This window comes from Nocardia blacklockiae, assembly GCF_015477355.1.
GTDB classification, from domain to species: Bacteria; Actinomycetota; Actinomycetes; order Mycobacteriales; family Mycobacteriaceae; genus Nocardia; species Nocardia blacklockiae.
Genome location: NZ_JADLRJ010000004.1, coordinates 115,452 through 128,071, shown reverse-complemented (window position 1 = coordinate 128,071; position 12,620 = coordinate 115,452). Strand labels below are relative to the sequence as shown.

The window sequence follows — 12,620 nt, the reverse complement described above, 5'->3', positions numbered from 1 at the left end:
GGAAGGGACTGTAGGCGATGGCCTCCGAGGACGATGCCGGACGTGCAGAGCCGGGACGTCGGGGCGCGGGCGACCGCGACGATTCCGAATTCGGGCCCCCACTGTCCGATTTCGGTCCTCCGCTCGGTGATTTCGGTCCGCCGCTGACCGATTTCGGCCCGCCGACCGGTGAGGTCCCGACGGTGGGCTGGGCCCCGGCCGACGCGCCGGAGCGGCCCACGATGGGCTGGCAGCCGGCCGACGCCCCGGCCGCGCCGCCGGTGCCGCCGCCACCGCCGCAGTATCGTGCGCCCGATTCGACCAGCACGCCGGATCCCCGTGCGGCGGAGCCGCCGCGGCCCGCGCCGCCCGAGCCGCGTGCGCCCGAGCCGCGTCCCGCCGAGCCGCGCCGCACGTCCAATCTCGATCTGTCGCGTCCGCCCCTGGCCGGGTCGCGTGGAGTGGTGCCGCGGCAGGCGCAGCAGCAGGGCTCCTCCGGATCCCTCTGGGACGACGACGATTTGGCGAAGAAGCTGGTGGCCGCGCGGCCCACGCCGTCGCGCGAGTCCTCGTCCTCGCTGTGGGACGACGACGATCTGGCCAAGAAGCTCGCCGCGCCCCGGCCCGAGACCGAGGCCGAGCCCGAGCAGCACAGCCGCAACACCGGGGTGCTCATCGGCGGTCTGGCCGCCGCCTTCGTCGTCATCGTGGCGATCGCCGCCGTGATCGTCTTCGCCACTCGCAACAACGGGCAGGACAACGGGCCGACGGCCGGTCCGGCCGCGTCCGCGTCCGGTGCGGCCGACTGCCGGACCAAGACCGAGGGCAATGTGACGACCGGCAACGGCCCGGGCGACACGAATAGCGGCACCGGGGCGATCTTCGCCTTCCAGCACGCCTACTACACCGACCGCAACGCCACGCTGGCCCGCAGTTTCACCGCGCCCGAGGTGAACCTGCTGCCCGCCGCCGACCTGCAGAAGGCCATCGACGAGCAGATTCCGCGCGGCACCACGTACTGCCTGCGCATCGTCACGGCCCAGCCCGATCGCTTCAACGTGGAGATCACCGAGCACCGCCCGGACGGCGCCACGGCACTGTACGCGCAGGTCATCACGACCGTCGTGGTGAACGGGCGGACCCTGATCGGGCAGATCATCTGGTAGCACGTCTCACTATATGAGAATTTAATTTCAGAATCTGGGTAGGCGTGTGCGACAGTGGGGATATCGCGTCATCCCCCGGAGGTTCCTCATGTCGCCGATCACGCCCCCGCTGGCCCGCCGCCTGGACGGTCTGCAGAGCTCGGCGATTCGTGACCTGCTGAAGCTCACCGCGCGCCCCGACGTCATCGGGCTCGCCGGCGGGCTGCCCGACGCGCAGCTCATGCCGCGGGATCGGATCGCGCTCGCGGCCGAGTCGGCGCTGGCGGACCGGTCGCGGCTGCAGTACACCGAGTCGGCCGGGTGGGGGCCGCTGCGCGAGGTGCTGGCCGCCCGGGAGTCGCAGCGGCTGGGTCGTCCGGTGCCGGTCGCGGAGGTCTTCGTCACCCACGGGTCGCAGCAGGCGCTGTCGCTGTTGAGCGAGGTGCTGCTGGATCCGGGCGCCCTGGTGGTGGTCGAGGATCCCGCGTATGTCGGTGCGCTGCAAGTGTTCCGGGCCGCGGGCGCGCGTGTGGTCGGGATTCCGCTGGATGCCGAGGGCATGCGCGTGGACGCCCTGACCGAGCTGCTCGACCGCGGCGAGCGTCCCGCCGTCGTGCACACGGTGAGCAATTTCCACAACCCGCGCGGGGTCACCCTGGCCGCCGCGCGCCGCCGGGAACTGGCCGAACTCGCCGAACGCCACGGCTTCTGGGTGATCGAGGACGACCCGTACGGCGAGCTGTGGTTCGACCGCCCGTCACCGGATCCGGTGGCGACCTACTCGCCCAACGTGATTCGGCTGTCCAGTGCGTCGAAGATCCTGGCGCCGACGCTGCGGACGGGCTGGATGGTGGCCCCGGACGCGGTGTGCCGCGGCGTGGAGCTGCTCAAGCAGGGCGCGGATCTGTGCGGGTCCGCGCTGACCCAGCAGATCACCACCGAGCTGCTCGCCGACGAGGGCTGGCTGTCCGACCATGTGGACAAGGTCCGCCGCCTCTACGGCGAGCGGGCGCAGGCCCTGGTGAGCGCGCTGCGCGACCGATTCGGCACGCGCATCACGAGCACCGACGCCGCGGGCGGAATGTTCGTGTGGGCGGATTTCACCGACGATGTCGACACGGTCGAGCTGCTGCCGCGCGCCGTCGAGCACGGCGTGGCGTATGTGCCGGGCTCGGCCTTCGCCGTCGGCACGGGCTACCGGCACTCGATGCGGCTGTGCTTCACCACCTTCGATGCCGCGACACTGCGGGACGCCGTCGACCGACTCGGCCGCGCTTTCGACGAATAACGTTCCGCCACAACAATTTCCCCGTCCGGACCGGACGCGGAAACGATTGCTCCCGGTCTGCTCGCGCCCGTAACGTTCGAGCCGACGACGAAAGGGAGTTCGCCTTGATCACCAAATTCATTGCCGCCGCGGTTCTTTCGACCGCGGCCGTGCTGGCCGCACCGGGTCTCGCCGCCGCCGGGCCGTGTCAGCCCGGAGTGTCGACCGACTGCACCGACACCCCGCCGCCCCCGCAGTGCCAGCCGGGCGTGTCGACGGACTGCAAGTAGGAGTGCCGTCGGGGCCGGAAAACCGGACGGTCGCGATTAGAGTTAGCCTGTACGCGAGCAGCCAGACGAGAGCTTCATCCATCAGCGGATCGATCCACGACCCGGCAGGTTCGGGTGTTCTGGAGGAGTCGGGCTATGACGAAGAAATCGCAACCGCAGGGACAGACCACCGGTGAGCTGGGCCCCGCACAGCGCGCGGAGTCGTGGCGGCGGCTCGGTGCCGACCACTTCGACATGGTGGTGATCGGCGGCGGCGTGGTCGGCGCCGGCATCGCACTCGATGCGGCCACCCGGGGCCTCGACGTCGCGCTGGTGGAGGCCCGCGATCTGGCGTCGGGCACCTCGAGCCGGTCGTCGAAGATGTTCCACGGCGGCCTGCGCTACCTGGAGCAGCTGGACTTCGGCCTGGTGCGCGAGGCGCTGCGCGAGCGCGAACTGAGCCTGAAGACCCTTGCGCCCCACCTGGTCAAGCCGCTGCGGTTCCTCTACCCGCTCACCCACCGGGTGTGGGAGCGGCCGTACGTGGCGTCGGGCTTGGTGCTCTACGACACCATGGGCGGCGCGAAATCCGTTCCGGGACAACATCATGTCACCCGATCGGGCGCGCTGCGCCTGTCGCCGGGCCTGCGCCGCGACGCGCTGATCGGCGGGGTCACCTACTACGACACCGTCGTCGACGATGCCCGGCACACCATGACGGTGGCCCGCACCGCCGCCCACTACGGCGCGGTGGTGCGCACATCCACCCAGGTGGTCGACTTCCTGCGGGAGGCCGACCGGGTGGTCGGGGTCAAGGTGCGCGACAGCGAGGACGGCAGCACCACCGAGGTGCGCGCGCACGTGGTGGTCAACGCGACGGGGGTGTGGACCGACGAGATCCAGGCCCTGTCGCACCTGCGCGGCCGCTTCCACGTGCGCGCCTCCAAGGGCGTGCACATCGTGGTGCCGCGCGACCGCATCGCCAGCGACGCCGCGCTGATCCTGCGCACGCCGACCTCGGTGCTGTTCGTCATCCCGTGGGGCAGCAACCACTGGATCATCGGCACCACCGACACCGACTGGAACCTCGACCTGGCCCATCCCGCGGCGACCAAGGCCGATATCGACTATCTGCTGGAACGGGTGAACGAGGTACTGGTCACCCCGCTCACGCACGACGACATCCAGGGCGTGTACGCCGGGCTGCGCCCGCTGCTGGCCGGCGAGAGCGACGAGACGTCGAAGCTGTCGCGCGAGCATGCCGTGGCGCGCATCGCCCCGGGGCTGGTGGCCATCGCGGGCGGCAAGTACACCACCTACCGCGTGATGGCCTACGACGCGGTGGACGCCGCGGCCCAGGACATTCCGCAGCGCGTCTCGCCGAGCATCACCGACAAGGTGCCGCTGCTGGGCGCCGACGGCTATTTCGCGCTGCTGAACCAGACGCCGCAACTGGCCGAGGCCTACGGCGTGCACCCGTACCGCGTCGAGCACCTGCTCAACCGCTACGGCTCGCTGGCCGGTCGCGTCCTCGATCTGGCCGAGGGCAAACCCGAACTGCTGCAACCGATTACGGACGCGCCCACCTATCTGCGTGTGGAGGCGGTGTACGCGGCCGCCGCCGAGGGCGCGCTGCACCTGGACGACATCCTGGCCCGCCGCACCCGCATCTCCATCGAGTACTCCCATCGCGGGGCCGACTGCGCCGAGGAGGTCGCGCGGCTGGTGGCGCCGGTGCTGGGCTGGTCGGATGCCGACATCACGCGCGAGGTCGACACCTACAACGCACGGGTGCAGGCGGAGATCCGGTCGCAGACCCAGCCGGACGACGAATCGGCCGACGCGTTGCGCGCGGCCGCGCCGGAACCGCGGCCGGAGATCCTGGAGCCGGTGCCCTCCGAGGGCTGAGTGTGTCGATCAGCCCTGTGCCGCTTCGATATTCGCCGCCCACGCCAGCAGGGAGCGCAGGTATCGCAGCACGGTCTCGTCCGGGTAGTCGGCCGGGTCCGTCAGGTGCAGCCGGGCCAGTTCCTCGATGGCGGCCAACAGGATTCGCTGGGTGGGGCCGTCCGGATCGATGGCCAGGCCGGTGAATCGAGACAGGTGCCGGGCGCCGACCCGGCGGGCATAGGCGCGACCGAGTTCGATCTGCGCGCGCAGTTCGGGCGGCGCGCCGTCGGGCGGGCGCAGGATGATGCGCCAGCTCACCGGCGCGGCGTGCAGATACGCGAGCACGCCGCGGCCGACGGCGTCCACATCGTCGGGCGGCGTGGGACGGTCGACGCTGCCGACGCCGGCCAGCGCGATCGCGCGCTCGCGTTCCAGCAGCGCGGCCACCAGGCCGGGCAAGTCGGTGAACTGCTGATACACCACGGCCCGGGTGACGCCGGCGGCGCGGGCCACCCGATCGATGCTCACCGCGCCGAAACCCTCGGCGGCCACGATGTCCCGGGTCAGGTCCAGCAGCTGTGCGCGCCGATCCGCGGCCGGCATGCGGCGTTTGACGGCGGGACGCTCGCGGCTCACGCCCCCGACGGTAGCTCGAGCAGCAGGTCCACCGCCCGCGCGGCGCTCTGCACGGCGCTCTCCATGGTGGCCGACCAGTCGGTGGCGGTCCAGTCGCCCGCCAGCACCAGCGACGGGACCGAGGTCCGCTGCGGCGGGCGCAGCGCGTGCGTGCCCAGCACCTGGGAGAAGGTGGCCTTGGGCATCTTGACCACATGTCCCGCAAGGACTTTCGCGTCCGCCGCGGCGGGGTAGTAGCGCCGCAGCAGGGCCATCTGCTCGGCGACGATCTCGTCGTTGCTCCGGTGGATCTGCTCGTAGGCGCCGCTGGTGGTCAGGCAGTACAGCCATCCGTTCGCGGTGTCGCGGCCGTGCATGCGCTGCCGGTCGAAGACCTCGTCGATGACGCCGGTGCCGCCGATCAGCGCCTCGAACTCGGCCTCGGTGCCCAGCGCGCGGTCCAGGTAGAGGTTGGTGCTGACGATCGGCGTGTACCCCAATTTGTCTGCGGCCGCGTAGATTTCGGCGTGTTCGGGCAATTCGTCGAGCAGGCCGCCGACGGCCGAGTTGGGTACCGCGCACACCACCGCGTCGGCGGGCACGACCGACCCGTCGGCCAGCGCCACGCCGGTGACCCTGCCGTCCGCGAGGTGGATCCGGCGCGCCACCGCGCGGTAGCGGACGTCCACGCCGCGCCGCGCGAACAGGTCGAGCGCGCCGGTGATGTAGAGGGTGTCCAGATCCACGGTGGGGTAGCCGATGGTGACGGCGGTGCGGTTCCGGATGCCCAGGCGCACGCCCGTCGCCATGACGTCGGCGAAGACCTTCGCCGACTCACGCTGCACCGGTTCGGCCGCGATGCCCAGCGCCAGCCAGTCCCAGATGGCCTCGCGGGCGGTGGCCGGCATGCCGACTCGCTGGAACCACTGTTCGGTGGTGAGGTCCGCCAGATCGGCGGGCTGGCGCAGGCTCTGCCGGATCAGGCGCAGGGTGGCGCGGGCGGTGCGCAGCCGGTCGAGCAGGCTCGCGGTCGGATGCGCGCCGAAAAGGGTGGCGACAGCGCGCGGTCCGGTGGTGACCATGGTCGCCTTGCGGCCGTCCGGCCAGCGCAGCGTCGCCTGCCGCGGGAAGGCGACGAACCGGCGGGTGCCGACGGTCTCGAGATAGCGGAACAGGTGGTCGTAGCCGCTGGCGATCACGTGCTGGCCGTTGTCCGCGAGATCGTCGACCTGCTCGACGCGCATGGCCTGGGTGCGTCCGCCGAGGCGGCCGCGCCGCTCCAGCAGGGTGACGTTCGTGCCGGCCTCGGCCAGCCAGGCCGCGGCGGCGAGCCCGGCCAGGCCGCCGCCGATGACCACGAAGCGACGCGGGTCCTCGCCCATCACGGGCCTCCTCACTCAAATAACAAAATGTAAGTTAAGCGAGAGATGGTGTGGGGTCAAGGGTTTCGCGGAGGACGTGAGGCGAGGGCGCTCAGTGCGGCGCTGTGACGGGTGCGGGCGGCTGCCCGGTCGGGCGTGAGACGCTGCCGTGCGGGTGATGTTGCAGCAGCAGGCAGGAGAACAAGATCGTCGCCACCGTGGCGATCGTGGCGACGAGCAGTTGGGTGGCGATACCGGCGAGGCGTCGCCGGGCCAGGGTCGCTGCCATCCGCCCTCTCCTGATCTCGGTGTCGATGGGTCGCTCAGGGTGTCGGACGCGGTCGTTGAAACGTTAGCAATCGAGTGGCAAAAGTAACCCGGACGCCGCGGCGGCGCGCCGCGGCGGCAACCGATCACCCGGCGGAGATTCGGGGAGGGCGCGTGAGGGCCTCAGTCGGGTGGTGGCTGACAGCGCGGGCAGAAGTAGATGCTGCGCTCGGCGCGCGTGGCCGTGTCGTCGCCGAGCATGCGGACGACCATCCCGGAACCGCAGCGGCGGCACGCCTGCCGCTGCCTGCCGTAGGCCAGCGGCCGCCACGGCGGCCGGTGCGCGGCCTCGGTGAGAACCCGATGCGCCTCGGCGACCAGTCCGGGCAGATCCGCGATCTCGCCGACCGGGGTGGCGGGGTGGACGCGGCGCAGGAAGCAGACCTCGCTGCGGTAGATATTGCCGATTCCGGCGAGATTGCGCTGGTCGAGCAGGGCGAGGCCGATCGGGCGGCCGGGGTCCGCCGCCAGCCGCCGGACCGCCTCGGCCGCATCCCATTCGGGGCCGAGCAGGTCGGGGCCGAGGTGGTCGACGGCGGTGTGCTCGTCGGCGCGCGGCAGTACCTCGACCAGGCCGAGGGAGAAGCCGACCGCCTCGGCGTCCTCGGTGGCCAGGACCAGTCGCGCCGTGAACCCGGGCTTGGTCCAGCGCTGCCCCGGGCGATAGACCCGCCACACGCCCTCCATCTTCAGGTGCGTGTGGACGCTGACGGAGGGTGTGCGGACGAACAGGTGCTTGCCGTAGCTGCCGACCTCTTCGACCCGCTGTCCGCTCAGATCCAGGGTCGCGTAGCGCGGGACGCGGAAATCGCTGCGGGTCAGCATCTTTCCAGCAAGCGCCCGGCGCAGCCGCGCGGCGGCGAGGTAGACGGTGTCACCCTCGGGCATGCCGGGCCAGTCGTCGCGTGCTGAATTCCCCTGCCGCGCAGGTCTTCCGAGCCGGTCGCGTGGTCACGGCTTGCCGCGCAATCGGAAACCGCGGGGCGTCGCGGCGAAGCCGGCCTCGGTGAGGAAAGTGGCGAAGGTGTTCCCGTGCACCGACTCTCCGTCGACGCGGTCGATCACCAGCGCATCGACGCGCCGGTCGTGCACCAGTCCGGCGAGGGCGGCGGCGGCTTGCGCGCGGATCAGCGGATCCTCGGTGAAGGTGAGCAGCGTCTTGCCGCCGCGTTCCAGATACAGGGCGAGTTCGCCGTCCGCGAGCACCACCAGGGCCCCGGCCTTGCGGCCCGGGCGGTGGCCGCCGTCGGGACCCTTCGGCCACGGCAGCGCCGCGCCGTAGGGATTGGCCGGGTCGCAGGCCGCCAGTGCGAGGGCCGTGCCCGGTGTGCGCTGCGGGCGTTCGGTGTCGAACGAACGCAACCGGTCCACCACGTCGGTCGTCGAGAACTGCGCGCCGCCCAGCGAATCCACGAAATAGCCGCGCCGGCAGCGGCCGCGGTCCTCGAATTCGGTGAGTACCCGGTACATCAGGGCGAAGCCGCCCGGCACGCCCTCACCCTGCACCGAGCCCCTGGTGAGCACGCCGTAGCGTTCCAACAGCACGTCGGCGGTGGCATGAGCGCGCATCGTGTTGTCGGCCACGCGTTCCGGAAGCAGCGACCACCGTCCGGCCACGGTCGGCGGACCCGTCCGCGTCGGCATATTCGCGCGAGGAAGATAGACGCGCCCGCGCGGTGTGCGCCGGGGCGTGCGATGGGCGGTGGTACTGCGAGTCGTGCCCGACAGCAGCGCGCGCACCGGCGTGAAGGTATCGCCCGCGACATACCCCGCCCACACCAGCTCCCACAGCGCCGCCGTGACGGCCGCGTCGTCGAGCAGGCCGGTGGCATCGGAGAGCTGACGGAAGAAGTACGCGCCCCCGGCTCCCGGCACTACGTGCACACGCCCGCCACTCTCCGCGCCCGAGTGTTCGCTGCCCGCGTCCTCGGGTACCGGTTCCACCGTGGAGTGGCCGGTGAGCGTCGCGCCCATGGCCAGCAGGAGTTGGGTTTGGGTTTCGGTGAAGTCGATGTCGTCGGGTGGGGGGAGGGTGAGGGCGGCCTGGTCGGCGGGGTGCAGGGCGATCCAGCCGTCCTTGGCGGTGATCGAGCCGTGGCCGGACCAGACCACCTCGCCGGTGGCGAGCAGCTCGTCCAGCATGGCGGGGGAGTAGTCGCGCACCCGGGACGGCAGGATCAGCGACTCCCACGCCGAGGCCGGGACCGGCACGCCCGCAAGCTGTTCCACCACGGCGGCGACACCGTCCACACCCCGCAGCTCGCCGGTGCCGACGTGCTGCCAGGCGGGCAGGAACCGGGCGAACGCTCCCGTCGCGACCGGCTCGACCTCCTTGCGCGCGGCGGCCAGCGAACGCCGCCGCAGCCGCCGCAGCACCTGGCTGTCGCACCATTCCGCGCCCGCCGCGCCGGGCGTGAATTCGCCTTCCACAACACGTTTCTCGCCCGCGAGCCGGTGCAGGGCGGTGGCAGCGACGGCCGGACCGATGCCGAATCGCCGGGCGGCCGACTCGAGCGTGAACGGCCCATGTGTGCGGGCGTAGCGGCCGACGAGATCGCCGAGCGGATCGGCGACGGGCTCGATGAAGGCGGCCGGCGTGCCGATCGGCAGCGGAACGCCCAGCGCGTCGCGCAGCCGCGACGCGTCCTCGACGGCCGCCCACCAGGTCGCGCCGGCGAACGAGATCTGAAGGGCGCGACGGGTTCTCGACAGTTCCTCGAACCACGGGCGCGGATCGTCGACGCAGCGCAGCGCGGCCTCGTCGGCGGTCAACGGACCGAGCAGGCGCAGCAGGTCGGCCAAGCCCTCGGCATCGCGAGCCTGCCGTTCGGGAGTCAGGCGCTGTAGCTCCCGCTCGGTCTGCTCGAGCACGTCCGCGTCCAGGAGTTCGCGCAGTTCCACGCGGCCGAGCAGTTCGGCCAGCAGCGAGGAGTCCAGCGACAGGGCGGCCGCGCGGCGCTCGGCCAGCGGGCTGTCGCCCTCGTACATGAACTGGCCGATGTAGTCGAACAGCAGCGCGTTGGCGAACGGCGAGGGTGTCGCGGTCTCCACCTCCACCAGCCGCAGCTTGCGGCGGGCGACGTGCACCAACAGTTCCCGCAGCGCCGCCAGGTCGTACACGTCCTGCAGGCATTCGCGGGCCGTCTCCAGCAGGATCGGGAAGTCGGGGAATTTGCGGGCCACGTCGAGTAGCTGTGCGGCGCGCTGCCGCTGCTGCCACAGCGGGGCCCGGCGGCCCGGATCGCGGCGCGGCAGCAGCAGCGCCCGCGCCGCGCACTCCCGGAACCGCGAGGCGAACAGTGCCGACCCGCCGACCTGTTCGGTGACCAGTTCGTCGATCTCGTCGGGTTCGAAGACGAACAGTTCGGCGCCCGGCGGCTCGTCGGTGGTGTCGGGCAGCCGGACCACGATGCCGTCGTCGGAGGCGGTGGGCGCGGCGTCCACCCCGAACCGCTCGCGCAGCCGCGAGCCGACGGCCAGCGCCCACGGCGCGTGCACCGGCAACCCGAAGGGCGAGTGCAGGATCAGCCGCCAATCACCCAGCTCGTCGCGAAACCGCTCCACCAGCAGAGTGCGATCCGTCGGCAGATGCCCGGTCGCCTGCCGCTGCTCGGACAGCAGCGCGACAAGATTCGCGGTCGCGAATTCATCCAGCCCCGCAGCATGAACAAGCTCCTCCAGATCGGCCAGCTCCTTCGCCCCCGCACGCGAAGTGCTCGGCTCTTTGGACCTAGGGCGCGAAGTGCCTTGTCCTGCTGGGACTTCGGGGGAGGCGTCGTCGGCACCCGAGCGCGCGGTGCGTAGCAGTGCGTCGACCTGTGCGGCCGGGGCCCGCTCTACGGCCTGGTTTGCCTTGCGGACGAATTCGCCCAGTGCCGAACCCAATTCGGCTGGGCGGCCGAGGGAATCGCCGTGCCAGAACGGCAGGCGGCCCGGCAGGCCGAATGCCGGGGTGACCAGGACGCGGTCGTGGGTGATCTCCTCGATGCGCCAGCTGGTGGCGCCCAGGGCGAACACGTCGCCGACCCGGGACTCGTAGACCATCTCCTCGTCGAGTTCGCCGACCCGGGAGGCGCGTTCGCCCACCATGAACACCGGGAACAGGCCGCGGTCGGGGATGGCGCCGCCGGAGGTGACGGCGAGGCGCTGCGACCCGGGGCGGCCGGTGACGGTGCCGGCGTCGCGGTCCCACACCACGCGCGGCCGCAGTTCGGCGAACTCGTCGGAGGGGTAGCGGCCCGACAGCAGGTCCAGCACCGACTCGTAGGCCGACCGCGGCAGCGTCGCGTAACTGCCGGTGCCGCGGACGGTTTCGAACCAGGTGTCGGCGTCGATCGGCTCCAGCGCGCAGGCCGCGACGGTCTGCTGGGCGAGGATGTCCAGCGGGTGCGTGGGCATCCGCAGTTCCTCGATCTGCCCCGCTGTCATCCGCATCGAGGCGACCGCGCAGTGGATCACATCGGTGCGGTGCTTCGGGAAGAGCACGCCGCGCGAGATCTCGCCGACCTGGTGGCCCGCCCGCCCGACCCGCTGCAGCCCGCTGGCCACCGAGGGCGGGGCCTCGACCTGCACCACCAGGTCGACCGCGCCCATATCGATGCCGAGTTCCAGGCTGCTGGTGGCGACCACGCACCGCAGGCGGCCGCTCTTCAGATCGTCCTCGATCAGGGCGCGCTGCTCCTTGCTCACCGACCCGTGGTGGGCGCGCGCGAGCAGAGCCGAGCCGCCGTGGGTGACCTCGGTGGACGGGCCGAGCTGCGCGGGCGGTGCGTGCTCGGTCTCGACGGGCGCGCCGAGCCGCTCGGCGTACGCCTCGTTCAGCCGGGCGGTGAGCCGCTCGGACAGGCGTCGGGAATTGGCGAACACGATCGAGGAGCGGTGTGCGAGAACGAGATCCACGATGGCCGAGTCGACGTGCGGCCAGATCGAGCCCGGGGTGTCCGACTCGCCCGACTCGTCGGGCTCGGTCATGTCCGCGACCGGCACCCGCACCGACAGGTCGAAGGTCTTCGGCGCGGGCGGCGACACGATGGTGATGGGCGCCGCGCCCACCAGGAAACGGCCGACCTCCGCCGGCGGCCGCACCGTCGCCGACAGTCCGATGCGCTGTGCGGGCCGCTCGGTGAGCAGGTCCAGCCGGGCCAGCGACAGCGCGAGATGCGCGCCGCGCTTGGACCCCGCGATGGCGTGCACCTCGTCGACGATCACGGTGTGCACCTCGCTCAGCGTCTCGCGCGCGGCGGAGGTGAGCATCAAGAACAGCGATTCGGGGGTGGTGATCAGAATGTCGGGCGGGGTGCGCTGCAGGGAGCGCCGGGCCGCCGCCGGGGTGTCGCCGGAACGGACGCCGACGCTGATCTCCGGCGGCGCCAGCCCGAGCCGCTTCGCGGTCTGGGTGACCCCGACCAGCGGCGCGCGCAGATTGCGCTCCACATCGACCGCCAGCGCCTTCAACGGCGAGATGTAGAGCACCGACGTCTTGCGCGGGCCGTCCGCCGGCTCGCGCGCGGCCAGCCGGTCGATCGCCCACAGGAAGGCGGAGAGCGTCTTTCCCGATCCCGTCGGCGCCACGACCAGCGTGTGCTCCCCGGCCGCGATGGCCTGCCACGCGCCCAGCTGGGCGGCCGTCGGCGCCGGGAAGGCGCCGCCGAACCACTCCTGGGTGGGGCGGGAGAACTGGTCCATGGGCCCCAGTGTGCACCCGGCCACCGACAGGTGCGGCGGCCCGCACGCCGAGGGCGCCACATTCCCGGCACGGCCGCGTATA

9 protein-coding genes are annotated in these 12,620 nt (G+C 71.8%); 4 read left to right on the top strand and 5 right to left on the bottom strand.

Features of this window, described 5'->3' with window-relative positions; genetic code table 11:
• Window positions 1-17 precede the first annotated feature (17 nt).
• The 4 genes from IU476_RS13540 (at window position 18) to glpD (ending at window position 4,568) form a co-directional block, all read left to right on the top strand.
• A complete protein-coding gene (locus IU476_RS13540; protein ID WP_195100096.1) occupies window positions 18-1,145 on the top strand; it encodes a DUF8176 domain-containing protein in 1,128 nt (375 codons plus the stop codon).
• Between the two features lie 88 nt (window positions 1,146-1,233).
• Window positions 1,234-2,412 (top strand): aminotransferase-like domain-containing protein, encoded by a 1,179-nt coding sequence (locus IU476_RS13535; protein WP_195100094.1) that lies wholly within the window; start codon window positions 1,234-1,236, stop codon window positions 2,410-2,412.
• A gap of 104 nt (window positions 2,413-2,516) precedes the next feature.
• Window positions 2,517-2,681 carry a hypothetical protein gene (locus IU476_RS13530; RefSeq protein ID WP_195100092.1) on the top strand — a complete coding sequence of 55 codons (165 nt, stop codon included), beginning with the start codon at window positions 2,517-2,519 and terminating at the stop codon, window positions 2,679-2,681.
• A 135-nt stretch (window positions 2,682-2,816) separates the two neighbouring features.
• Window positions 2,817-4,568 carry a glycerol-3-phosphate dehydrogenase gene (gene glpD, locus IU476_RS13525; protein WP_195100090.1) on the top strand — a complete coding sequence of 584 codons (1,752 nt, stop codon included), beginning with the start codon at window positions 2,817-2,819 and terminating at the stop codon, window positions 4,566-4,568.
• A 9-nt stretch (window positions 4,569-4,577) separates the two neighbouring features.
• Here the strand turns inward: glpD and IU476_RS13520 are convergent, their stop codons facing one another.
• From IU476_RS13520 to IU476_RS13500, 5 genes are all read right to left on the bottom strand, one after another.
• Window positions 4,578-5,153 (bottom strand): TetR/AcrR family transcriptional regulator, encoded by a 576-nt coding sequence (locus tag IU476_RS13520; protein WP_195100950.1) that lies wholly within the window; start codon window positions 5,151-5,153, stop codon window positions 4,578-4,580.
• Between the two features lie 29 nt (window positions 5,154-5,182).
• Complete coding sequence (hpnE, locus tag IU476_RS13515) at window positions 5,183-6,547, bottom strand: hydroxysqualene dehydroxylase HpnE (RefSeq protein WP_195100089.1); 1,365 nt, start codon at window positions 6,545-6,547, stop codon at window positions 5,183-5,185.
• 91 nt (window positions 6,548-6,638) lie between these two features.
• Complete coding sequence (locus IU476_RS13510) at window positions 6,639-6,815, bottom strand: hypothetical protein (RefSeq protein ID WP_195100087.1); 177 nt, start codon at window positions 6,813-6,815, stop codon at window positions 6,639-6,641.
• 161 nt (window positions 6,816-6,976) lie between these two features.
• Window positions 6,977-7,741 (bottom strand): DNA-formamidopyrimidine glycosylase family protein, encoded by a 765-nt coding sequence (locus tag IU476_RS13505; RefSeq protein ID WP_195100086.1) that lies wholly within the window; start codon window positions 7,739-7,741, stop codon window positions 6,977-6,979.
• Window positions 7,742-7,804: 63 nt separating this feature from the next.
• The gene (locus IU476_RS13500; protein ID WP_195100084.1) at window positions 7,805-12,538 is read right to left on the bottom strand and encodes an ATP-dependent helicase; all 4,734 of its coding nucleotides are present in this window, start codon (window positions 12,536-12,538) and stop codon (window positions 7,805-7,807) included.
• Window positions 12,539-12,620: the final 82 nt, after the last annotated feature.

Coding starts and splice junctions, on each gene's coding strand:
- IU476_RS13540 (WP_195100096.1), top strand. CDS start 18: ATGGCCTCCGAGGACGATGCCGGACGTGCAGAGCCGGGACGTCGGGGC.
- IU476_RS13535 (WP_195100094.1), top strand. CDS start 1,234: ATGTCGCCGATCACGCCCCCGCTGGCCCGCCGCCTGGACGGTCTGCAG.
- IU476_RS13505 (WP_195100086.1), bottom strand. CDS start 7,741: ATGCCCGAGGGTGACACCGTCTACCTCGCCGCCGCGCGGCTGCGCCGG.
- IU476_RS13520 (WP_195100950.1), bottom strand. CDS start 5,153: ATGCCGGCCGCGGATCGGCGCGCACAGCTGCTGGACCTGACCCGGGAC.
- IU476_RS13500 (WP_195100084.1), bottom strand. CDS start 12,538: ATGGACCAGTTCTCCCGCCCCACCCAGGAGTGGTTCGGCGGCGCCTTC.
- glpD (WP_195100090.1), top strand. CDS start 2,817: ATGACGAAGAAATCGCAACCGCAGGGACAGACCACCGGTGAGCTGGGC.
- IU476_RS13510 (WP_195100087.1), bottom strand. CDS start 6,815: ATGGCAGCGACCCTGGCCCGGCGACGCCTCGCCGGTATCGCCACCCAA.
- hpnE (WP_195100089.1), bottom strand. CDS start 6,547: ATGGGCGAGGACCCGCGTCGCTTCGTGGTCATCGGCGGCGGCCTGGCC.